The organism is Gordonia sp. McavH-238-E, from assembly GCF_022348225.1.
In the GTDB taxonomy this organism is placed as follows: domain Bacteria; phylum Actinomycetota; class Actinomycetes; order Mycobacteriales; family Mycobacteriaceae; genus Gordonia; species Gordonia terrae.
Genome location: NZ_JAKRFE010000001.1, coordinates 452,651 through 474,545 on the forward strand (window position 1 = coordinate 452,651; position 21,895 = coordinate 474,545).

Consider the following 21,895-nt stretch of genomic DNA (forward strand, 5'->3'; position numbering starts at 1 on the left):
GGACGACGGATCGTCACTTTCCAGAGACGTCGTCACCACCGCGGTCCTGGGTGCCTGAGAGTTTGACGGAGAGGTGTTGCTCCTTCGGCGGCCGCCGGCATCTCTGCCGTCGGCGCTCTCCCGCAGCGTAGCGACGCGGGGCCAGTCTACGCGGAACGCGGACTAGCCGGTGCGACGGGCGCGGTTCTTGCGGCGCGCCGCGAGTTCGTCCTCGGGCGCGGTCTCGCTGACACCGCCGTCGGCCCGTTCGCCGGGGAAATCCGCGATGGTGCCGGTCAGCTCACGCATGGCGCCGCTGACCGCGATCCCGAACACGCCCTGCCCGCCTTGGAGCAGGTCGACGACCTCTTCGGCCGACGTGCACTCGTACACCGTCGTGCCGTCCGAGAAGAGGGTGATCTTGGCGAGGTCCTCGACACCGCGCTGGCGCAGGTGGTCGACGGCGACTCTGATGTTCTGCAGCGAGATGCCGGTGTCCAGCAGACGCTTGACGATCTTGAGGACGAGGATGTCCTTGAACGAGTACAGGCGCTGGCTGCCGGATCCCGCGGCTCCGCGGATCGACGGGACGACCAACGACGTACGGGCCCAGTAGTCGAGCTGACGGTAGGTGATCCCGGCGATCTGGCACGCGCTCGGCACGCGGTAGCCGACGAGCTCGTCGGGCACGGTGTCGTCCGGGAACAGGCCCGGGGCGATGTCTCCGAGACTGCCCTGGGTCGGGACGGCGTCTACACGCTCGGTCACCGGACGATCGGGTGACTGGTCGCTCGACGTCGTTTCGTTGTCGACCGGACGATCGCCCACTTCTGACTCCCTCGCAAAGCTCGGATCGGACGCCGCACCACGGTGCCTGACGTCCACGTCCACAGTACGCGGTCCAGGCTGTTTCCGGTCGGCCGATCATCTTCATCGGCCCGTGTCCGGTGCTCGATGTCGCTGATGACGCTATGCGGCGGATGACCGGGGATCAACGCGACTCGCCACGACACTGAACCTCAACTTGAGATCGAGACAATCGGTGACCGGCCGGTGTCGATTCTGTGATCTGGCTTTCGGCTGCACAGCCGGCAAGTCTGCTCCGACCTATGGAACGAACCGCTCAGGCCCCGCTCGCCTTGAAGTCGTCGGGCGAGACGTTGTCGAGGAACTCCTTGAACTTCTCGACCTCGTCCTCTTTGACCTCGTCGGCCTGCGCCTCGGGCGCCTCGTCCGAGTCCTCGTCCGGGATGAGCAGGCCGGCCTCGGCGAGCACCTCTTCGTCGGCGATGATCGGGACCTCGGCGCGCATGGCGACCGCGATCGAATCCGAGGGCCGCGCCGACACACGCAGATCGCCGGTGAAGATCATCTCGGCATAGAAGGTGCCCTCTTGCATGTCCACGATCCGGACCTCGAGCAGGGTCTGCCCGAACTCTTTGATCAGGTTGACGATCAGGTCATGTGTGAGAGGGCGGGGAGGCTCGATCCCCTTCTGTCGCAATGCAATCGACGCCGCTTCGCTCTGGCCGATCCAGATCGGCAGGTAGCGTTCGCCGTCGACCTCACGCAGCAACAACACCGGCTGGCTCTGCGGGGGTTCGACCCTGATGCCCACCACACGCATCTCGCTCATCTCGCACCTCCCAGACGCCTTGTACGGCGCTCGATTCAGTGACCTCGACGCTACACCGACTGAGTGAACAGCGGCGGCCGACTCGCGGCGGTCTTCCGACGGTCGTTGCTGTTCAGTCCGGTGCGACGACGCGCACCGGAGGCCGACGACGCGCCGGGAATTCAGTCCAGCGCGCCCTTGACCGCAGCCTTGACCAACTGCGTGTGCAGCGTCACCGACAGCGCGGCGATCTCGCGTACGAGTTCCTCGGCGCGATCCCGCGCACCCGTGCCCTTGCCCTTCGCGATCGGGCCGGCGATCTGGGCGACCAGACCCGCCTCCCGATCCGCGGAGACCTTGAAGGCCCGCAGATGGCGGGTCTCGAGGCCGTAGCTGGCCAATGCGGCCGCCGCCTCGACGAGCCGCACCGCGTCCTCGTCGAAGAAGCCGGCCGGGCCGGCGATCAGCAGACCGTTGCGCTGCAACTCGGTGACGAACGCCGAGTCGACGCCGGTGCGTTCGATCAGCGTCTCGCGCGACACACGCCCGGCTCGAGCACCGAAATCGGTGGCCGGCGCCACGGTCCCCCGGGCCGCGGAGAGCACCCGCGTCCCGCCGGGACCGAAGCCGCCGTTCCCGTTGTCGATCGCGTCGAGTTGTTCCTTGATCACCTTGAGCGGGAGATAGCGATCCCGCTGGGCGGTCAGCACGAACCGCAACCGATCGCAGTCGGCCTGGCTGAACCGCCGATACCCCGACGGTGCCCGTTCCGGGGTCACCAGACCCTCCGACTCCAGGAATCGGATCTTCGAGATCGTGATGTCGGGGAAGTCATCACGCAACTGGGCGAGGACCGTGCCGATCGACATCGATCCTTCGCCGCGGGGGGCCGTGGACGCCGTCACGGGTGTCAGGCGTCTGCTTCGTCGCGGGGACCGCTGAGGAAGACCAGGCGGAACTTGCCGATCTGGACCTCGTCGCCGTTGCTCAGGGACGCGGTGTCGACCGGTTCCCGGTTGACATAGGTGCCGTTCAGGCTGCCCACGTCGACGACCTGAAACTCGTTGTCGCCGAGACGGAACTCGGCGTGACGACGACTGACGGTCACGTCGTCGAGGAAGATGTCGCTGTCGGGGTGTCGACCGGCCGAGGTGGTCGGCTGATCGAGGAGGAACCGCGACCCGGCGTTGGGTCCTCGCTTCACGACAAGCAGCGCGGTCCCGGGAGCGAGTCGCTCGACCCCCGTGTCGGCCGGCTCACTCGAGGTGCTGGTCCCGGCGTCGAGTTCGTTGATGAACTCCTCCCGGAACACCGATGTGGTCTCCACCGGCGCCTCGAAGTCCCTGTCGTTTTCGCTCACCACTTCTCCTTCGTCGTCGTCAGTGCCAACCGCATAGTCGTCAACCGCGTCCTCGGAACCGTCGGAACAGCCCGGGACGATGCCCGCCCGATGTCACCGCGACGGCCGGTCGAATCTACATGACTTGTGCGGCCGGGTAGTTCTCGGCACGAGATCGTGAGCATCGGTGTCACGCCGCGCCTCGTTCCCACTGCCGTAACCGTACCGGTCATGCCGATCGCACCGGCGGGCGAGTCGACTCCGGCAACGACGATCATATCGTTCCGAGAGCCGTCAGCCGGGTCGATCGGGTCACCGGCCGCTCGCGGCCGCCGGGAACTCACCCCTCGATGACGGCGCGGTACCCCGCGGCGTCGAGTACCTCACCCAGGTGTTCGTCGAGGATCGCCTCGTCGGCGGCTTCGATCTCGACCAGCCAGCCCTCCCCGTACGGGTCGGAGTTGACCAGTTCCGGCGATGCGTCGAGCGCGTCGTTGACCGCCGACACCGTGCCCGCGAGGGGACCGAAGATGTCCGACACGCTCTTGGTCGACTCGACCTCGGCGAACGACTCCCCGACCGTCACCTCGGCGCCGCTCTCCGGCAACTGCACGAACACCACGTCGCCGAGGGCGTCCTGCGCGTAGTCGGTGATCCCGACGCGCACCGTGGTCGGCCCGAGTCGCTCGATCCACTCGTGCTCCGCGGTGTAGCGCAAGGTCTCTGGCACTTTGCTGTCGGTCACGCGAACCCCTTTCGTTCTCGGTCAGACCCTGCTGTCTGCCGAGGCGCCTGCCGGGTGACGCGGCGGCATGCGCCGCACCACCAGGATCGTCTGATACCAGTACAGGACGAAGGACCACAGATACAGTCCGACACCCCAGATCATGAAAGCCCAACCGATCGGGTAAGCGATGGTTCCCACGATCGAATCGAGTTGTCCGGCAAGAAGCCACGGGAAGGCACTCATGAGCGCGAACGTCCCGGCCTTGCCGATGTAGAGCACCGGGAGCGCCAGCACCCCGCGCGACCGCAACAGCGGCGCCGACGCGAACAGCAGGACGTCCCGCGCGATGATCACACCGATCAGCCACCACGGCAAGAACTCCCGGATGCCGAACGCGATCGGGATGATCACGATGTAGAGCCGGTCGGCGGCCGGATCCAGCAGCGCGCCGATCCGCGACGACTGATCGAGCAGACGCGCGATCTTCCCGTCGGCCCAGTCGGAGAAGCCGGAGAACATCAGCACGGCGAAGGCCCACCCGTCCGCCTTCTCGACGAGCAGCAGCCACACGAACACCGGGATGAGTGCGAGCCGAAGCACACTCAGCGCGTTCGGGACCGTGACGATCCGGTCCGGAGCCGGCGTGGTCGCCGCCTCCGGCTCGGTCACCGGAAGATCCCGATGATGCCCTGCAGTGTTTTCGCTCCGCCCGAGGAGAACAGATTGTCGTGGACCATGTAGGTCCACGTGGTCGTCGAGCGGTGCAGATCGGCGGAGCCGAGGTCGACGCCGTCGGGGGTGATGTCGGCCTCCCGGAACGTCTCACGCGCCTTCGTGAGCGCCGCGCCGGGGAGGTCGGCGAACTCGGCGAGGATCAGCCGATGGAACTCGTCGAGCGGGCTCTCCTTGCCCAGCGACCGCAGGTGGATGCTCGCGCGCACGTCGGAGACGAACGCGAGATGGTCGGCCCAGGCGCGGTCCAGATGGTAGAGCACGATCTCGCGAGCGACCTGCGACAGCACCTCCCGGGAGACCGGTGACACCGCCCGGGCGGTGCCGGCCATCGTCGGGTCGGCCTTCGTCGGGTCGGGCTCGGTCGTGTCGGGCTCCGTCGTGCCGGGGTCGGCGTCGGACTTGTCGCTGTCGGACTTGTCGCTGTCGGCCGTGTCGGTCGTCGTCTCGCCGGTCAGCTGCGCATAGCGTTCCGGTTCCAGATCCGCGAGCTCGTCGAGTGCGACGTCGGTGGTGAGGATCTGCATCCGGCGTTCGACGATGATGTCGCGCTGCTGGTTGACCAGCTTGTTGTAGCGCCAGGTGTTCGCGTGGAGTTCGAGCATCACGCCCTCGGCGATCCGCTGGGCCTGCTCGATGAGATCGATGCCCTTGCTGCCCATCGAACCGTCTTCGTTGGGCGACACCGGGTCTCGTTTGAACGCGAGGTTCTTGGTGACGACCGGGTCCTCGAGACTCGAGAAGAACACCGACGTACCCGGATCACCCTGACGGCCGGCGCGACCGCGCAGCTGGCTGTCGAGTCGCTCGGTGTCGTGCCGGCCCGTTCCGACCACGCACAGCCCGCCGAGTTCGATGACCTCGTCGTGGGCGTCCGCATCGTCCTTGGAGCCGCCCAGGCGGATGTCGGTGCCGCGGCCGGCCATCTGGGTCGACACGGTCACGGCCCCCCGCGCACCGGCCTCGGCGATGATCTTGGCCTCTTCCGCGTCGTTCTTCGCGTTCAGCACGACCGACGGCACCCCCGCCTTGTCGAGGAAGTACGCGAGTTCTTCGGACTCGGCCACGTCGTGGGTGCCGATGAGGACCGGCTGTCCGGTCTCGTGGATCTCCTTGACGTAGGCCACGATCGCCTCGACCTTGTTGGCCTTGGTGTCGTAGACCCGGTCGGGCAGGTCGGTCCGGACGTTGGGGGTGTTCGGCGGGATCTGGGAGACGCGCAGTTCGTAGAACTGCCGGAACTGCTCGCCCGCGGCGAGCGCGGTGCCGGTCATGCCGCACACCTTCGGGTAGCGGCCGACGAGCGCCTGGACGGTGATGGTGTCGATGACCTCGCCCGAATCGGTTTGGGTGAGACCCTCCTTGAGCTCGACCGCGGCCTGCACGCCGTCGGGCCAGCGCTGCAGCTGTGCGACCCGGCCGCGTGAGGCGTTGATGAGGTGCACCCCGCCGTCGCGCACGATGTAGTGGATGTCGCGCTCGAGGAGGTAGTGCGCGTGCATCGCGATGCTGACGTGCACGAGGGTCGTGCCGACGTGCTCCTCGCTGTAGAGGTTGATACCGCCCAGTTCTTCCTCGACGAACGCCGCACCCTCGTCGGTGAGGGTGACGTTGCGACCCTCCGCGTCGACCTCGTAGTGCTTGTTCTTCATCCGCGACACGACGTCGTGGATCGCCTCGTCGGGCACCTCGGTCTCGGTCGACCCGGCGAGGACCAGCGGCACCAGCGCCTCGTCGACCAGAACCGAGTCCGCCTCGTCGATGATCGCGACGTCGGGTGTGGGCGACACGAGGTCCGATTCGGACAGCGCGAGCTGATCTCGCAGGACGTCGAAGCCGATCTCGTTGACCGACCCGTAGGTGACGTCGGCGTCGTACGCGCGGCGACGTTCCTCCCGGTCGGAGTTCTCCGACACCGCGTGCACGGTGATGCCGAAGACCTCGAAGAGCGGCTTCATCCACTCCGCGTCGCGGGTCGCCAGGTAGTCGTTGACCGAGATCACGTGGACCTGATGTCCCTGCAGCACATGACCGATCGCGGCGATCGCGCCGGCGAGCGTCTTGCCCTCACCGGTGGCCATCTCGACGATGTCGCCCTCGAGAAGGCGCAGGGCACCCTGCAACTGGACGTCGAAGGGTCGCAGGTCGAGGGCGCGGTCGGCGGCCTCCCGGACCAGGGCGAGGAACTTCGCGCGGTCGGCCGGCTTCTCGGTGATGTCGAGTTTCTCGGCCTCCGCGCCGAACGCGTCGTCGGCGAGGTCGGCGGCCCAGTCGGTGTGGGCTTCGGCGTCCTTGATCACTCCCAACGACTTCGACTGATTGCGAGTCGACTGGGCGCCCAGAAGTCGCCACATGCTGTTGCTCAGCTTTCCCACCGAAACATTTCTCCTGATCGTTCCCGGTTTGCGTCGCGACCCGCCCACTCTCGGCGGCCAGGTCAGCAACAACGGTACGCGGCCGCTGGTCGACCGAGGACGCCGACATTATGATCAGTCCACCGATTCGGCTCGAGGACTAAGGACGGCCCATGACCAGGACTCGCCGGAACAGGGTTCGACGCCGCCTCGTCCGGGCGGTGGTCGCCGGCTCACTGATCGCGGTAGGTGTGGGCCTCGGTGCGTTCAACGACTGGTGGGTGGCGCTGTTCTTCGGGATCCCGCTGGTGTTCGCCGGTATCGCGATCAGTCCGCGCGCGTCGCGGGTGTCGGAGCTGCCGGAATTCAGGCGAGCCTCCTCACCCGACGCCCCGCAGGTCGAGGTGGAGGCACTCACACGCAGCAGCCTCACGGCCGACGACGTGCAGCCGACGATGGTCACCGCGACCATCAACCCGCCGGACGACACCGCGTATCGGGCCCGCTGGATCACCTCGATGACCAAGGGCAACTTCCAGTCGCTGACCGACACCCCGTTCACGACCCTGCCGCCGGACGCACTTCCGCCGCGGGATCAGACCGACACCCCCGAGTTCGACGATCAGCCCGGGCGCTGGGCGCTCGCGTACCCGGCGGTGACCCTGCTCGTGGCCGGCGCACTGCTGTTCGGCGTCGCCGGCGGGTGGCACGTGGAGGGGCCCTCGCTGTCCGGCTTCGACTCGGCGGCCGACTCCGACGTCCACGAAGAGGACGAGGCCGGTCCGACCCTCGCCGAACGACACCGGCGGTTGATGGACGCGATCGTCGAGCACGAGGGCCCACAGTCTCAGCGGAATGTGGTGAGTCTCAGGTACAACGTCGGCTCGTCCTCTGACCAGGCGATCGTCGTCGACCCGGCCACCGGCCGAACGACCAGCATCAGCGCGTGGGATGGGGACTCGAACGAGACCAGAACGTCGGCCTTCGATCGACAGATATCGTTCGACGCCGCAGTGATCGACGCCGATGTCCTGGGTTCTATCGAGGCGCCCATGGAGTCGGCGGTGCGCACTCACGCAGCGGACGCAGAACTCACAGCCGTGCGTGTCGAGCGTTCCGGCCCGAACGAACCCGTCATGATCACCGGCACCGTCGATGGCGGCGAGGACACGTCGTCGCGCGACTTCGAGGTGCAGGCCCGACCCGACGGCACCGTCGCCGAGTTCTTCGACCCCGCGGACTTCCAGAAGTCCTTCCAGCTCGCACGCGACCAGCTCGCGGCGGTTCGAGTCCCATTGAACGCGCCCGTGATCGAGCAGTTCATCATCCAGGGAATCGCCGACGGCGTCTCACCGGTCACCGCGAGCGACATCCAGAACTCGGGCGGCGTCCTGGTCCGGTACCGGATCGGCGACCGTGGCGGGGAGATCTCCGTCGCGCCCGGACATTTCCCGGTCACGAGCATCTCCCCCAGCCGGTACCGGGGGGCCGGCGGCTTCCGGTTCGACAGCACTTCCGCCGAGGTGTTCGACCGGGTCCGCGCCGACCTGATGCGGCGGGCGTCGGTGCCCGAATACGACCGTGACGCCGTGGGTGTCAAGGTCGAACGCAGTCGAGTGAGCGACGAGCAGCGGTTTGTCATCGCGATGCAGATCGCACACACCGAAGACGCCAAGGGCCTCTACACGCTGGACGACACCTACATCAAGCCCGGGTTGTACTGACCTCTCCCCGCGGCACGACGGTCGGCGCCCTCACACCTTCGGCGTACCCGCTTCGAGCGCCCTTCTCGTGACCGCTTGCAGCTCGGCGACCGCCGCCTCGGGTGGGTGGAGCACCCCGCGATCGGTCATGGTGCTGACGATGTCGCGGACCCGACCGTAGTAGGTCGCCTGTTCGGCAGGCGTGCTGCTGGCGGCGGCGTGGTTGTACAGCTTGAGCGCGCGATCGAGGTCGTCCTGATCGTTCTGCTCCAGGTAGCTCGCGCCCACCCGCCGGCCGTTCTTCTCACAGGCGATCCAGGCCCGCCGCAGCCTGGCGACCGATTGCTGATAGGCGTCCGCGCGCGAGCGGTTCCCCGGGTACTCGTCGGTGCGCAGGGCCATCGCCTCGTCGAGCGCGAGATGGAAGGTCTGCGTCTGGTCGACGGTCACGTCGGTGACGGCCGGGTACCGCAGCAGCATGGCGGGATCGAGTTCGTAGGTGCCGTAGGCGCCGAGGACCTCGTCGTGGCGACGCGCCGCTTCCTCCCACAACCGTTGCGCCGCTTCGTCGGATCCCGCGTCGGCGATCCGTGGACCGCCCGACGGCGGCCGCGTCAGGTCGACCGGGTCGTCCGCCGCACCACTCGCCTCCGGGCCCGGCTTCGGCCCGGACGGCGTCGCAGCCTTCTTCTTGGTGGCGACCCGTTCGGGAGCGTGCCGCCGAAGGCGGGCCAGGATCTCCGCCACCGCGGGGTCCCCCTCGACCACTGCCACCCGCCAGAAGTCCGTCTCCGACGCGGAGTCGGCGGCGTTCTCGCGGTCACGTCGGGTCGCCTCGGCGGGGATCGGCTTCCCGTCCTGTGTCGCGAAGGTCAGCTTGAGGTACTTCTGCCCGAACACCGTCAGGTGCCGGGCGCGTTCGCCCGTCATGTCCGAGGTGGCATCGGCCGGCCCGCCCACCGCGACCGTGACCAGCGAATCGAGCGGATAGCTGACGAGCGTGCGGTCCTCGTTGCCGAAGTAGACCGCGTCCTCGTCGACGGTCAGCAGGACAGCACCTCGTTCGCCGAGTCGGCCGTAGGCCGCGCCGAGCAGCGACGCCACGAGCGCCCCGCCGACCACCGCCGAGGTGACCAGGCCGTCGACGCCGGCGACGTTGAGCGCCACGAGCGCGACCATGCCGGCGACCATGAGGAGCCAGGCGGCGGTCGCCGAACGATGGTGGCGACCGGTCAGGAACTCGGTCCGGCAGGTCACCGGGACCATGGAGCACCCACATTCGTCATATCCATACCCCTGTCCGGTCGGCTACCGTTGTGCACGTGAGTTCCGGCGAACGCCGTCAACCGGCGCAGAGACGTCAACCCGTATCGGGACGTCGATCCGCACACGACCGTCACCCAGCCCGCGAACACCGCATCAGCTTACGCATGGCGCTGCTGCTCAGCGCGGTGATCGTCGCCCTCGGTACGACGATCGTCGGCACCGGCTCCGCATCCGCCGCTCCCCCGGTTCCCGGCTTCGTCGGCAAGACCTACACCTCGACGGCGGTGACCGGAGAGCAGATCCCCGGTGGCGGGCCGCTGGAGGTCAGTTTCCCCGCCGCCAATCGGATCGCCCTGTCGGCCGGCTGCAACCGGCACATCGGCGACCTCCGCGTCGACAACTCGCTGCTGCGCCTGGGCTCCCTCGCCTCGACGATGATGGCCTGCCCCGGCCCGCGCGCCGACGCCGACGCCTGGGTCACCGAGTTCACGAAGGAACCGCTCACCTGGTATTCGGTGGGCCACGCCCTCGTCCTCGTCGGGCCCGCTGCGCAGGTCCTCCTCACGGAGAAGCCCGCGTGACCCGGCGGATGCCGGTGACGGTGACCGTGACGGGCGCGGCCGGCAGCATCGGATACGCGAGTGTGTTCCGCATCGCCGCCGGCGCGATGCTCGGTCACGACCAGCCGGTCGCACTGCGGCTCCTGGAGTTGCCGCAGGCGATCTCCGGTGCGGTGGGCACCGCCATGGAACTCGACGACGGGGCCTTTCCCCTCCTGACGTCGGTGGACGTCCTCGATGATCCGCGCAAGGCGTTCGACGGCGCGAGTTTCGGACTGCTCATCGGGGCCCGACCGCGCACCAAGGGCATGGAGCGCGCCGATCTGCTGACGGCCAACTCCGACATCTTCGCCACCCAGGGCTCGGTGATCAACGAGGTTGCCGCGGATGACATCCGGGTGATCGTCGTGGGCAACCCCGCCAACACGAACGCCGCGGTGGCCGCCGCCCACGCCCCCGAGGTACCGGCCGAACGGTTCACGGCCCTGACCCGTCTGGATCACAACCGCGCGATCGCGCAGCTCGCCCGACGCACCGGCGCCGGCGTCGCCGAGATCAGCCGGGTCACCGTGTGGGGCAACCACTCCGCGACTCAGTACCCGGACATCTTACATGCTCGGGTCGGCCATCGGAGCGGCTCGGACATCGCTGCCGACCGTGACTGGCTGGTCGACGACTTCATCCCCACCGTCGCCCGGCGCGGCACCGCGATCATCGAGGCCCGCGGATCGTCGTCGGCCGCATCGGCGGCGAACGCCGCGATCGACCACGTCCACGACTGGGTTCTCGGCACCCGTCCGGACGACTGGACGTCGGTGGCGTTGCCGTCGCCCGGCGTCTACGGAATCCCCGAGGGACTCGTCTGCTCGTTCCCGGTGCGTTCGGTCGACGGCCGGTGGCAGATCGTGGAGGGTCTCGAGATCAACGACTTCTCCCGGGCCCGCATCGACGCGTCGGTCGCCGAACTGCAATCCGAGCGCGAGGCCGTCCGCACCCCGTAGTGTTTCTGCTCATGTCGAAGAAGGACAAGGCGAAGCAGCCCAAGGTCGGGAACGAGGTCTACGAGGCGGAACTGTTCCGGTTGCAGACCGAGCTCGTGAAGCTCCAGGAGTGGGTCCGCGAGAGCGGCACTCGCGTCGTGGTCATCTTCGAGGGGCGCGACGCCGCGGGCAAGGGCGGAACGATCAAACGGATCACCGAGTACCTCAGCCCACGGATCGCGCGGGTCGCCGCATTGCCCGCCCCGACGGATCGTGAACGCGGGCAGTGGTATTACCAGCGGTATGTCGCGCACCTGCCGGCTCCCGGGGAGATCGTGCTGTTCGACCGGTCCTGGTACAACCGGGCGGGCGTCGAGAAGGTGATGGGCTTCTGCACGCCCGAGGAGCACTCACGGTTCCTGCGACAGACGCCGATCTTCGAGCAGATGCTCATCGACGACGGCATCCTGCTGCGCAAGTACTGGTTCTCGGTATCCGACGACGAGCAACTCAAGCGATTCCGGTCCCGTATGAACGACCCTGTGCGGCAATGGAAACTGAGTCCGATGGATCTCGAGTCGGTGTACCGGTGGGAGGAGTACTCGCGCGCCAAGGACGAGATGATGGTCCACACCGACACCGCCCTGAGTCCGTGGTACGTCGTCGAATCCGATGTGAAGAAGCATGCGCGGCTGAACATGATCTCGCACCTGTTGTCGACCATCGACTACACGGAGGTCCCGCGTCCCAAGGTGACCCTCCCCAAGCATCCGATCGAGTCGGGCAACTATCACCGCCCACCGCGTTCGTTGTCCAAGTACGTACCCGACCACGTGGCGACGCTGATCCGCACCGATCACTGATGTGGATCGGGTTCTGCGAGTTCGACTATCTGCTCGGCGATGTGCACTCGCTCAAGCAGAAGCGGTCGGTGGTACGGCCGATCGTCGCCGATCTCCGTAAGCGGTACACGGTCTCGGCCGCCGAAGTCGGTCACCTGGACGTGCATCGTCGGACCGTCATCGGGGTCAGTGCGGTGGCCGCCGACCGCGGACATGTCGTCGACGTGCTCGACGCCGTCGAGCGGTCGGCGGCGGGTCATCCCGAGGTGGAACTGCTGTCGGTGCGGCGCCGGGTCGTCAGCTCGGAGGACTTCTGAGGTCGTCGACGACCCCGGCGGCGACCGCGGCTCGACGGTAGGCGGCGGCCAGGGTGTCCACCGTCTCGTGGGCGTTCAGCCCGCTCGGGTTCGGGACCACCCACAACTGCGCGCCGTCCCACGTCTCGTCCTGCCGTCCCGCCACGGCGTCGCGGCGGCCGAACGCACTGCGATAGGAGGTGATACCGGCGACCGCGACGACGCGGGGGCCGATCACGCGGACCCGCTCACGCAGGCGGCGTCCGCCGTCGCGGAACTCGTCGACGGTCAGTTCGGCGGCGGTCGCGGTGGCCCGCGATACGACGTTGGTGATTCCCACGCCGCGGTCGAGCAGCAGGGTCCGATCGGCGTCGGACATCCCCCGGGAGGCGTCGATCACGTGGTCGACGATGCCGGCCCGGGCGAGCGCGGGGTAGAACCGATTGCCCGGACGGGCGAAATGCGCTCCGGTGGCCGCCGTCCACAGCCCCGGGTTGATCCCGACGAACAGCAGCTTGCAGTCCGCACCCACGAGGTCGTCGACGGTGCGGTCCTGGAAGGCGAGCAGTTCGGCTCGGGTGAAACCCATCAGCGCCGTCCGGCGTACGCCCGGCGCAGGCTGCGACGTGTCAGGATGCCGCCTCCGCGTCGTGCCTGGCCGACACACAGAACTGGTTGCCGTCGGGGTCGGCGAGCGTCACCCACGCGAACCCGGGCATCTCACGATCGGCGATCCGGGTCGCGCCGGCGGCCACGAGTCGGTCCACCTCCGACTCGAGATCGTCGGTCGTCAGGTCGAGGTGGATGCGGTTCTTCCCGGGTGTGGGGTCCTCGACCTTCTGGAACGCGAACAGCGGCACGCCCTCCCCGACCGCGACGACGACGAAGTACCCGTCGTTGTCCTCGACGACGCGGCCGCCGAGCCGGTCGGCCCACCAGTTCGCCAGCGGCGCCGGTGCAAGCGCGTCGACGGTGATCATGCCCAGTGCGAGAGTCATGGCTGTCAAGCTACTCCCGACCGCCGACATCTCCCGAGCGATCGGGGGCCGGATCGCCGGGCACGTTCGCCACTACTCGCCCGGAAGGTCGCCGGCAGCACCTAGACTCACGCTGATGCCCGAACTCTCTTACACGATCATGGGCGGTCTCGGCGCCCAGATCGGTTCCGATGCCGTCGAACTCGGCACGCGCAAGCAGCGGGCGACGCTCGCCCAGCTGATCCTTGCCGAGGGCGCGCCGGTGCGTGCCGACAGTCTGATCGAGGGCATCTGGGGCGATTCGCCACCGGAGCGCGCGGACGTGTCACTCCAGTCCTACATCTCGGGTCTGCGCAAGGCCCTCGAACCACACCGCAGGCCACGGACTCCCTCCACGGTCCTCCTCACCCACGGCACCGGATACAGCCTCCCCGTGACCGGCGAGCAGGTCGACGTGCGCCGGTTGACGACCCGCGTCGTCACCGCGCGCGCTCTGATGCAGCAGGGCGAGGCCGCGGCGGCCGCCCCGCTGCTGGCGCAGGTGCTCGACGACTATCGCCCGCTGCTGCCGGAGTTCGAGGGCCTGGCCTTCCGGGACGAGGCCGCCGACCAACTCGACCGCATGCTGCAGGCCGCCCGGGAGTTGTCGTTCGAGGCACGGATGGCCGACGGCGACCACCGTCTGCTCGTCACCGAACTCGAGAGCGAGGTCGAGCGTTCACCTCTCGACGAGGGACTGTGGGTCCTGTTCGCGACCGCGCTCTATCGTCTCGGTCGCCAATCCGACGCGCTCGGCGCGATCGCGACCGCCCGCCGGGTCCTGGCCGACGAGATCGGCGTCGACCCCGGGCCTCGGTTGCGGACCCTCGAAAGCGACATCCTCGACCACGCCCCGCATCTCGATCTCCCCACCGCCGCCCGTCGGGACATCACGACGACCGTGTCGGACGTCGCCGAATTCGGCCTGACGACCCCGGCGGGCGCCGCTCACGACCCTGACGTCCGCGACCCCGAACCCGACGAGGCGCCGTCGATCGTGGGTCGAACCGAGGAACTGGCCGCATTGCATCGAGCGGTGCTCGCCTCGATGTCGGGGCACGGCGGCGTCGTCGTGGTCGAGGGTGAGCCGGGCGCGGGTAAGACCGCGCTGATCGACGAAGCCGGCCGCCGTGCCGCGGGTGCCGCCGATCTCCGAGTGCTGTGGGGCCGTTGTGTCGACGACCCGGCGGCCCCGTCGATGTGGCCGTGGGTCCAGATCCTCGGTGCCGTGCTGCCCCGACTCGATCCGGCCGATCGGGAGCGACTCCTCGACAGCTCGCTCGGCCGGATGGTGACCGAAGGCGTCAACGTGATCCCGCCGCCGCGGCAGATGCCCGACGCCGCCGCACGATTCCAGTTCTACGACCAGGCAGCCGATCTCCTCGACGGCGTGGCCGCGACGTCGAAGCTCATCATCGTGCTCGACGACCTGCAGTGGGCCGATGGTGCATCGCTGGAACTGTTCGCACACATGGCCGCGCGCCGGACCGCCGGGGTGACCTTCTTCGCGTCGCTGCGCGCGCCGTCCACCCGACCGGTCGTCGCCGGCACGCTGGCCACGCTCGCCCGGCTTCCGGAGCACCGGCGCCTCCGCGTCGGCCCGCTCGACGGCGACGACATCTCCGAACTCATCCGGCGCGAGACCCGCCAGTGGCCGGAGGTCGCCACCGTCGCCTCGATCGAGCGACGTACCGGGGGCAACGCGTTCTTCGTCCGGGAACTCGCCCGCATCCTGGCCGATCGCGGGTCCATCGCGGGCAGCGCGGTCCCCTCCGGTGTCCGTGACGTCATCCGCCAGCGGTTGGTCGGTTTGTCATCGGAGACGACGGAACTCCTCGAACTGGCGTCGCTCATCGGCACCCGCGTGGACCTCGTTCTGGTGGCGGCCGCCGCGAGTCGGCCGGTGGACGAGGCGCTCGACCTGCTCGAACCCGCGGGCGAGGCGGGCGTCATCGATCTCGGACCCGACGACCCGTTCGGTTTCGGGTTCAGCCACGACATCATCCGGGAGGCGATCGCCGACGGTATCGCCGCGATGCGCGCCCGGCGACTGCATCTCGCGATCGCGGATGCGCTCGCCGGCAACTCCTCACCCCATGCGGTGACCAGGGTCGCCCGGCATCTGTGGTCCGCCGGTCCGCTGGCCGACCGGAAACGCACCACCACCGCCCTTCTCACCGCAGGCGACATCGCCTTGCGCACCTACGACTTCGACGGTGCGCGCCGGCATCTCGGAGATGCGGCGACGCTGGCCCGGGCGACCGGCGACCAGCAGGCGGAGCTCGTCGCGATCACCACACAGCTGGCCGGCGAGGTCGCGGCGCACGGCTACTTCGCCGCCGACCCCGATCTCCAGGACCGTGCCCGGACGCTCGCATCCACTCTGGGCGACACGCGCCTGCTCGCGACACTCGACTACGCACGCTGCGCGGCCCACATCCAGATCGCGGACACGCACACCGGGCACCGCCTCGCGCTCGATCTGCGTCGTCGCGCCGAACGGTCCGACGACCCGGTCGTCACCCACCTGGGCATGCACGCCGCGGCCATCGACGAGTTCCACCGGGGGAACTTCGGTGCGGCGCATCGCATCCTGGAGACCTACGCGCCGATCGACGTGGATGTCGAGGGCCTCCGCGACGACCAGCTCGCGATGGCCCGCGGCTTCCGCGCCTGGGCGGCGGCCGTGCATCTCGGCAGCGCTGCCGGCCGAGCGGTGTTCGCGAGGATGACCGACGCGCACCCGGATCCGCGGTCGCAGCTCGGCATGGCGATCTTCGCGGTCGGGGCGGCGTCCATGCTCGGTGACGCGGAGTGGGTTCTGGAAGCCGGCCCGGCCATCACCTCCGACGGCGCCGCCGCGCTCGCCTACCTCCGCCGCGGCGGCGAACGCATGTACTGGTGGGCGCGGGCCATGACCGGCGACCTCGACGACGCCCTCGCACACATCGACCGGCTGGGGACCGAGGACCCCGCCATGGAGGACCATCCGCGTACCGGTGAGAGTTACTGGCTGGGTCTGCATGCCGAGGTGCTCGTGGTCGCCGGCAAGCTCACCGACGCCGCGACACTCCTCGATCGGGCCGCGAACGTCGCCGACCGGACCGGCGAACGGTACGCCGACGCCCACCGCCTCGTCGTCCGCGCACGCTACGAGTACGCCAACGGCCGTCCGGCCTCGGTGGTGGCCGCTACCCTGGCCGCCGCGCGCGACACCGCACTCGCGCAGGAGGCGGCGGGGCTGGTCCGCAGGATCGACGCACTGTCGACGACCTGGGGACTCACCCCGCCCGCCTGAGGCGCACCAAGTCCGTCTCAAGTCGCTGTCAAGGACCCTCGGCGACCCTGGTCGGGAATCCGGCTCCGCCCGGAGACCGTCGAACCCGCCGGACCGTTCCGGCCGCAACCGAGGACCTGCCGATGACCGCAACCCCCGCCTCCTCGCCCGAGCACACCGAGCGACTGACCGTCCGCACCCGCACCTCTGTGCTCGCACAACTCCGCGACCGGATCGCCGGCGACGTCTACGGTCCCGGTGACGCGGGCTACCTCGACGCACGGTCCGGATTCAACCGGCTCGACGTGCATCGGCCCGCCGTGATCGCCGTTCCCGCCAATCACTTCGACGTCGTGGAAGCCGTCCGGTTCGCCACCGAGGAGGACCTGCGCGTCGCGGTGCAGGCCACCGGCCACGGCACCGGGCGGGTCGCCGACGGCGGGTTGCTGATCAACACCTCCCGACTGTCCTCGGTGAGCGTCGACCCGATCACCCGGACCGCGCGCGTGGGCGCCGGCGCCACGTGGCGGACCGTTGTCGACGCCGCCGCCCCGTTCGGATTGGCGCCGCTGATGGGTTCGGCGAGCGGTGTCGGCGCGGTCGGTTACACGCTGGGCGGCGGTTTCGGCTGGCTCGGCCGACGCTTCGGTCTCGCGTCGGACACCGTGCGCTCGGTCGACCTGGTCACCCCGGACGGCACACCGATCCGGGTCACCGACACCAGCCACCCGGACATCTTCTGGGCGCTGAAGGGTGCCGGCGCAGGCGGCTTCGGAATCGTGACGTCCATGGAGATCGGGCTCGTCGACGTGTCGACCGTGTACGCGGGCAACCTGTTCTACCCGGTCGCCGACGCCGAGGAGATCATCCGCCGCTTCCGGGACTGGGCACCTGCGCAGTCCGACGAGCTGACGTCCGCCGTCGCGATCGTCAACCTGCCACCCACCGACGACGTCCCGGCACCGTTGCGCGGCCGGAGCTTCGCGGTCGTGCGCGGATGCTGGTCCGGGGATCTCGACGCCGGTCGCGCGGTCCTCGACGAGTGGCGTGCGTGGCGCGCGCCGATCGTCGACGCGTGGGATGTGCTGCCGTTCGCCGCGATCGACGCCGTCAGCATGGACCCGACCGATCCGATGCCGGTGATGGTCACCACCGAGTGGTTCGACGATCTCCCGGACGCCGCCATCGACATCGTCGCCGGCCGGGTCCGGCCGGCCCCCGCATCCGCGCCGCTCATCGTGTGCGGCGAGATCCGCCACGCGGGTGGGGCGATCGCGCGCGGGGCGCGGCAAGCACCCAATGACCGGGGCCGGGCGGGACGATTCCTCCTCGAACTCGTCGCTGCGGTGCCCGACCCCCACATCGCGCTGGCGGTCGAATCGACGCTGCGGGTGACCCGCACCGAGCTGGCGCCGTACGTCACCGGCGCCGCCTATCCGAACTTCACCTCGGGTACCGAACGGGTGGCCCGCGCCGCCCAGGCGTTCAGCGCCGACCACCGGCAACGGCTCGACGCGATCAAGGCTGCCCTGGACCCCGCGAACCGCTTCTGTCACGGCGACATCTGACGGTCGCAACCGGAACGCGCTTGCCCTCGACGCGCGGGTGTGGGCTGATGGTTCCATGTCCGACCCGTCCGGTGACCGATCCCCCCGCGCGGCACACCCACCCCTGCTGATCGTGGACGGCGCCAACGTCGTCGGTTCGGTGCCCGACGGGTGGTGGCGCGACCGTCGCGGAGCCGCCGAGAGGTTGCGTTCGCGACTCGAGTCCGTCGCGGCCGGCGGCCTCGAAGGACTGCCGGGACCGCTCGAGGTGGTGCTCGTCGTCGAGGGACGGGCGCGCGGTGTCGAGGCGAGCGAACACGTCCGGGTCGTCGACGCATCCGCCGTGGGCGACGACACGATCGTCGACGTCGTCGCCGAGGCGGACCCGCACCGGGACCGGATCGTGGTCACCGCCGACCGCGAGTTGCGGGCCAGGGTCGCGCGACTGGGCGCCCGGGCAATCGGTCCCGGGGCCATCCCGAGGTAGTCCGCCGCTGTGACGAGGACTGTTCGGGCGTCCGATTTCTCCGATCTCGCACCACGTCGGCGTCCGGTCGGTCGATAATCCTCACAGCGTCGGCGAGTGCCGACAACGGGAGGAATCCATGACCGAAGTCGATGTCCTGATCGCCGGTGCCGGACCCATCGGCTTGACCGCTGCAGTCGAACTGCGCAGACGCGGAGTGCGAGTACGTGTCGTCGACCCGCTTCTCGAGCCCCCGCAGTACGCCAAGGCCGTGGGCATCCAACCCCGCACCCTCGAGGTGTTCGAGAGCATGGGCATCGTGGGATCGGTGCTCGACGCGGGCCTGGAGATGCGTGGTCAGCTCGTCTACGTCAACGGCAACCAGGTCTCGCGAGTCGATCTCACGACACCGCCCGATGTCCCCTACCGTTTCCACCTGCTCCCCCAGTACGCCACCGAACGCATCCTGCGCGAGCGCCTTTCCGATCTGGGCACCGAGATCGACCGGGGCTCAGCGGTATCGGCGTTCGAGCAGGACGCCGACGGGGTGACCGTCACCCTCACGGGTCCGGACGGCGAGACCACCGTCCGAGCGGATTATCTGATCGGCGCCGACGGTGCGCACAGTGTGGTGCGCAAGGGATTGGGGCTGACCTTCGAGGGTGCTGCCTTCACCGAGCAGTACATGCTCGGTGACGTCGTGGTGGACTGGTCGATGCCGCGCGGATACGCCATCCGGTCGATGCATCAGACCGCGGACGGCACCACCGACGACCAGCTGGTGTGCATCCCGCTGCCCGGCCGTGGCCGCTACCGGATGTCGATGCTGGTCCCCGACGAGCTGGCCGTCGCGCCCACCACCGGCGGAGACGGTGTGGCGCACGGGTTCGAGGGAACCCGTGCACCGGAGTTGTCCCACATCCAGGCCGTGGTCGATCGACTCGCACCGGAACCTGCGACGGTCTCGGACCTGCGATGGTCCTCGGTGTTCCGGATCAGTCATCGCATCGTCGACTCCTACGGCCGCGGACGCGTGTTCGTCGCCGGCGATGCCGCACACATTCATCCGCCGACGGGTGCGCAGGGCATGAACACCGGAGTGCAGGACGCACACAACCTCGCGTGGAAGCTCGCGCTCGCCGTGGCCGGGGACGCCTCCGCAGCACTCCTCGACAGCTACGACCTCGAGCGCCGGCCCGTCGGCGAAGAGGTCGTGGGCCGCACCGTCCGGGACGCCCGCGAGGGCATCGGTACCGATTCCACCGACATCGACTTCGTCATGCGGCGCGAGGCGCAGTTGCTGATCTCCTACGCCGACAGTCCCGCCGTCGCGGGGTCGACGGTTCCGTCGGCCCCCGCCGCGCCGCGGGCAGGTGAACGCGCACCGGACGCCGCGGGCCTCAGTCGCGAGTCGGTCAACCACGCGCTTCGTCTGTTCGACGTGCTGGGTGGCGTCGACCACTCCCTCATCCTCTATGCGGACGCCGCCGCCGGTACCGGCGATGTCGCCGTTCTCGAGTCGCTCGCCGACGAGGTCTCCGCGAACGCCCACGGCCACATCGACATCCACGTGGTCGCGGCACCGACGGCGCAGGTCGGCAGCACCGAGTTGCCGCTGCTGCGCGACACCGACGGCCGGTTCGCCGACGGCTACCTCCCCGACGGTTCGACGGTGTTCGTCATCCGCCCCGACGGCTACGTCGGATACCGCGGACCCGTCACCGACACCAAGGGCGCGCTCGCCTACCTCGAGGGCACGTTCCGGTAGCTCTCGCAGACCACCTGCCCGACCACCGTGCGGGCGGCACCGGGTTCGCGCGCACGCCGTAACCTTGGGGACCGTGACCAGACGACCGGCGACCGCCCGCCCGCTGTTCCGGACCGCGGGCATCCTGGCCGATCGGATCGGCACCGCGGTCCGGCACCGCACCGCCGATTCCCGTCTCGCCCGCGAGATGGGGGCTGACGAGGTCATCTATCTGGTGGCGCCGGCCGGTCATCCCAACTACGGCGACGAACTCATCGCCAGGACGTGGCTGCGGCACCTGGCACGGGTGCGGCCCAACGCCACGGTCGTGCTCGACTGCCACAGCCCCGGCACGGCTACGACGCTGTTGCGCGATGCCCACCCCGACCTGCTCGTCGTCGACACCCTGTGGCAGATGACCACCTACGCGGCGGAGGCCGAATCGCAGTCGCCGTGGAGTTGGGTCGCTTCTGCCGTCATCGACGCCGGCCTGGCGCCGCGTCTGACCGCGGGCATCGATCTGCTGCACTCGGCGACTTCCATTCATCTACTCGGTGGCGGTTACCTCAACACCGTATGGCCGCACCATGTCTCGCTGTTCGTCGCCGCGGCCGCAGTGGCTCGGTCATCGGGCGCCCGACTCGCCGCGACCGGTCAAGGACTCGTGCCCACACTGCAGGGCCGGGCCTGGGCGGCGCTGACCGAGGCCTTTGCCGCGTTCGACATCGTGGACGTGCGTGACACCGCGTCGTACGACGAGATCGCCGACATCGGCGGCGCACGGCATTCCGGCGACGACGCGTGGCTGGCTCTGCACCGGCCCCGGCCCCGGCCTCCGCTGTACCGAGAGACCGATCCGCCGGCCGAGCACGGCGTCGTGCTCTGCCTGCAATCCGATCTCACCGAGAGATTCGCCGGGCCGCGATCGACCGGCGTCGAGGCGCTGGCCGATTTCGTGCGTACGACGCTCGACGCGTGGGACGTGCCCGGTTCGGCGGTGACCGTCGTCGAGGGAATCCCCGGACACGACAACGAGGTCCCGTTCCTGCTCGGCTCGCGCCTGGACGGGGCGACCATTCTCAACTTCCGCGATGTCTGGCTCGGCGGGTTGCCCGCCGGGCACCGCAGCACGTGGATCAGCACTCGGTTCCATCCGCACCTGATGGCCGCGGCCGCGGGCGATCCCGGGGTCGCGGTCGTGGCGATGCCGGGGTACTACTCCACCAAGCACCGGTCTCTGATCGATGCCGGCTCCGACTGGACCGTCGTCGATTCCGGTACGACCGTCCCGGACCGGCCGAACGGTCACGGCTTCGACGCGATCGCGCGCGACCGAGCGGTCTCGGCCAAGCTCGCCACGGCGGTCGACATCTACCCGGTCCCGCCGGTGCTGGCACACCGTATCTGAGCTCCCCCATGGCCACTCGGCTTTCGCGGCAAACCGCCTCG

At 69.1% G+C, this 21,895-nt stretch carries 20 protein-coding genes and 1 riboswitch; of the genes, 10 read left to right on the forward strand and 10 right to left on the reverse strand.

Annotated features, from left to right (window positions below):
* Positions 1-31: 31 nt before the first annotated feature.
* A riboswitch (glycine riboswitch) is annotated at positions 32-133 on the reverse strand.
* Positions 134-162: 29 nt separating this feature from the next.
* The 7 genes from MHN80_RS02005 to secA2 form a co-directional block, all read right to left on the reverse strand.
* On the reverse strand, positions 163-807 hold the full coding sequence (locus MHN80_RS02005) for a MerR family transcriptional regulator (RefSeq protein WP_064570103.1): 645 nt from the start codon (positions 805-807) through the stop codon (positions 163-165).
* Positions 808-1,102: 295 nt separating this feature from the next.
* Positions 1,103-1,615: a bifunctional nuclease family protein gene (locus MHN80_RS02010; RefSeq protein ID WP_004022163.1), complete on the reverse strand. Its 513-nt coding sequence runs from the start codon at positions 1,613-1,615 to the stop codon at positions 1,103-1,105.
* Positions 1,616-1,776: 161 nt separating this feature from the next.
* The gene (locus tag MHN80_RS02015; RefSeq protein WP_004022164.1) at positions 1,777-2,463 is read right to left on the reverse strand and encodes a MerR family transcriptional regulator; all 687 of its coding nucleotides are present in this window, start codon (positions 2,461-2,463) and stop codon (positions 1,777-1,779) included.
* Positions 2,464-2,504: 41 nt separating this feature from the next.
* Entirely contained in the window at positions 2,505-2,957 is a 453-nt protein-coding gene (gene garA, locus MHN80_RS02020; protein WP_086536550.1) for a glycogen accumulation regulator GarA, read from the reverse strand.
* 316 nt (positions 2,958-3,273) lie between these two features.
* A complete protein-coding gene (gene gcvH / locus MHN80_RS02025) occupies positions 3,274-3,678 on the reverse strand; it encodes a glycine cleavage system protein GcvH (RefSeq protein ID WP_004022166.1) in 405 nt (134 codons plus the stop codon).
* Between the two features lie 21 nt (positions 3,679-3,699).
* Positions 3,700-4,329 (reverse strand): CDP-alcohol phosphatidyltransferase family protein, encoded by a 630-nt coding sequence (locus MHN80_RS02030; RefSeq protein ID WP_239399135.1) that lies wholly within the window; start codon positions 4,327-4,329, stop codon positions 3,700-3,702.
* Positions 4,326-6,767: an accessory Sec system translocase SecA2 gene (gene secA2 / locus MHN80_RS02035; RefSeq protein ID WP_239399137.1), complete on the reverse strand. Its 2,442-nt coding sequence runs from the start codon at positions 6,765-6,767 to the stop codon at positions 4,326-4,328. The genes MHN80_RS02030 and secA2 overlap by 4 nt, the downstream gene beginning before the upstream one ends.
* A 152-nt stretch (positions 6,768-6,919) precedes the next feature.
* Here secA2 and MHN80_RS02040 point away from each other — a divergent pair, with 152 nt between their 5' ends.
* Entirely contained in the window at positions 6,920-8,470 is a 1,551-nt protein-coding gene (locus tag MHN80_RS02040) for a hypothetical protein (protein ID WP_239399139.1), read from the forward strand.
* A 30-nt stretch (positions 8,471-8,500) separates the two neighbouring features.
* On the opposite strand, the gene MHN80_RS02045 is transcribed toward MHN80_RS02040, so the two are convergent.
* Positions 8,501-9,715 carry a hypothetical protein gene (locus tag MHN80_RS02045; protein WP_239399141.1) on the reverse strand — a complete coding sequence of 405 codons (1,215 nt, stop codon included), beginning with the start codon at positions 9,713-9,715 and terminating at the stop codon, positions 8,501-8,503.
* A 164-nt stretch (positions 9,716-9,879) separates the two neighbouring features.
* Between MHN80_RS02045 and MHN80_RS02050 the strand changes: the two genes are divergently transcribed.
* Genes MHN80_RS02050 through MHN80_RS02065 form a run of 4 tightly spaced genes read left to right on the forward strand, consistent with a single transcriptional unit; the run spans position 9,880 to position 12,414 of the window.
* Positions 9,880-10,296 carry an META domain-containing protein gene (locus MHN80_RS02050; protein WP_004022171.1) on the forward strand — a complete coding sequence of 139 codons (417 nt, stop codon included), beginning with the start codon at positions 9,880-9,882 and terminating at the stop codon, positions 10,294-10,296.
* On the forward strand, positions 10,293-11,276 hold the full coding sequence (locus MHN80_RS02055; RefSeq protein ID WP_239399143.1) for a malate dehydrogenase: 984 nt from the start codon (positions 10,293-10,295) through the stop codon (positions 11,274-11,276). The genes MHN80_RS02050 and MHN80_RS02055 overlap by 4 nt, the downstream gene beginning before the upstream one ends.
* An 11-nt stretch (positions 11,277-11,287) precedes the next feature.
* The gene (gene ppk2, locus MHN80_RS02060) at positions 11,288-12,118 is read left to right on the forward strand and encodes a polyphosphate kinase 2 (RefSeq protein WP_239399146.1); all 831 of its coding nucleotides are present in this window, start codon (positions 11,288-11,290) and stop codon (positions 12,116-12,118) included.
* A complete protein-coding gene (locus tag MHN80_RS02065; RefSeq protein WP_004022174.1) occupies positions 12,118-12,414 on the forward strand; it encodes a DUF503 domain-containing protein in 297 nt (98 codons plus the stop codon). Before ppk2 ends, MHN80_RS02065 begins: the two co-directional genes overlap by 1 nt.
* On the opposite strand, the gene MHN80_RS02070 is transcribed toward MHN80_RS02065, so the two are convergent.
* Complete coding sequence (locus MHN80_RS02070; RefSeq protein ID WP_239399147.1) at positions 12,395-12,982, reverse strand: mismatch-specific DNA-glycosylase; 588 nt, start codon at positions 12,980-12,982, stop codon at positions 12,395-12,397. The genes MHN80_RS02065 and MHN80_RS02070 overlap by 20 nt on opposite strands.
* Positions 12,983-13,022: 40 nt before the next feature.
* Positions 13,023-13,391 (reverse strand): VOC family protein, encoded by a 369-nt coding sequence (locus MHN80_RS02075; RefSeq protein WP_239399150.1) that lies wholly within the window; start codon positions 13,389-13,391, stop codon positions 13,023-13,025.
* Between the two features lie 115 nt (positions 13,392-13,506).
* On the opposite strand from MHN80_RS02075, the gene MHN80_RS02080 reads away from it, so the two are divergent.
* The 5 genes from MHN80_RS02080 (at position 13,507) to MHN80_RS02100 (ending at position 21,854) form a co-directional block, all read left to right on the forward strand.
* Entirely contained in the window at positions 13,507-16,707 is a 3,201-nt protein-coding gene (locus MHN80_RS02080; RefSeq protein ID WP_239399153.1) for an AAA family ATPase, read from the forward strand.
* A 122-nt stretch (positions 16,708-16,829) separates the two neighbouring features.
* Positions 16,830-18,254: an FAD-binding oxidoreductase gene (locus tag MHN80_RS02085; RefSeq protein ID WP_239399155.1), complete on the forward strand. Its 1,425-nt coding sequence runs from the start codon at positions 16,830-16,832 to the stop codon at positions 18,252-18,254.
* A gap of 55 nt (positions 18,255-18,309) precedes the next feature.
* Positions 18,310-18,720: a hypothetical protein gene (locus MHN80_RS02090; RefSeq protein WP_101821422.1), complete on the forward strand. Its 411-nt coding sequence runs from the start codon at positions 18,310-18,312 to the stop codon at positions 18,718-18,720.
* Between the two features lie 118 nt (positions 18,721-18,838).
* Positions 18,839-20,467 (forward strand): FAD-dependent monooxygenase, encoded by a 1,629-nt coding sequence (locus MHN80_RS02095; RefSeq protein ID WP_165629989.1) that lies wholly within the window; start codon positions 18,839-18,841, stop codon positions 20,465-20,467.
* Positions 20,468-20,540: 73 nt separating this feature from the next.
* Positions 20,541-21,854 (forward strand): polysaccharide pyruvyl transferase family protein, encoded by a 1,314-nt coding sequence (locus MHN80_RS02100; protein ID WP_239399157.1) that lies wholly within the window; start codon positions 20,541-20,543, stop codon positions 21,852-21,854.
* The last annotated feature ends 41 nt before the right edge of the window (positions 21,855-21,895 follow it).

Bases quoted from the DNA above. Each gene is read 5' to 3' on its own strand.
- MHN80_RS02045 (WP_239399141.1), bottom strand. From the start codon at position 9,715: ATGGTCCCGGTGACCTGCCGGACCGAGTTCCTGACCGGTCGCCACCAT.
- MHN80_RS02050 (WP_004022171.1), top strand. From the start codon at position 9,880: ATGGCGCTGCTGCTCAGCGCGGTGATCGTCGCCCTCGGTACGACGATC.
- MHN80_RS02010 (WP_004022163.1), bottom strand. From the start codon at position 1,615: ATGAGCGAGATGCGTGTGGTGGGCATCAGGGTCGAACCCCCGCAGAGC.
- MHN80_RS02085 (WP_239399155.1), top strand. From the start codon at position 16,830: ATGACCGCAACCCCCGCCTCCTCGCCCGAGCACACCGAGCGACTGACC.
- MHN80_RS02065 (WP_004022174.1), top strand. From the start codon at position 12,118: ATGTGGATCGGGTTCTGCGAGTTCGACTATCTGCTCGGCGATGTGCAC.
- MHN80_RS02075 (WP_239399150.1), bottom strand. From the start codon at position 13,391: ATGACTCTCGCACTGGGCATGATCACCGTCGACGCGCTTGCACCGGCG.
- MHN80_RS02090 (WP_101821422.1), top strand. From the start codon at position 18,310: ATGTCCGACCCGTCCGGTGACCGATCCCCCCGCGCGGCACACCCACCC.
- MHN80_RS02040 (WP_239399139.1), top strand. From the start codon at position 6,920: ATGACCAGGACTCGCCGGAACAGGGTTCGACGCCGCCTCGTCCGGGCG.
- MHN80_RS02080 (WP_239399153.1), top strand. From the start codon at position 13,507: ATGCCCGAACTCTCTTACACGATCATGGGCGGTCTCGGCGCCCAGATC.
- MHN80_RS02070 (WP_239399147.1), bottom strand. From the start codon at position 12,982: ATGGGTTTCACCCGAGCCGAACTGCTCGCCTTCCAGGACCGCACCGTC.
- MHN80_RS02015 (WP_004022164.1), bottom strand. From the start codon at position 2,463: ATGTCGATCGGCACGGTCCTCGCCCAGTTGCGTGATGACTTCCCCGAC.
- MHN80_RS02095 (WP_165629989.1), top strand. From the start codon at position 18,839: ATGACCGAAGTCGATGTCCTGATCGCCGGTGCCGGACCCATCGGCTTG.
- ppk2 (WP_239399146.1), top strand. From the start codon at position 11,288: ATGTCGAAGAAGGACAAGGCGAAGCAGCCCAAGGTCGGGAACGAGGTC.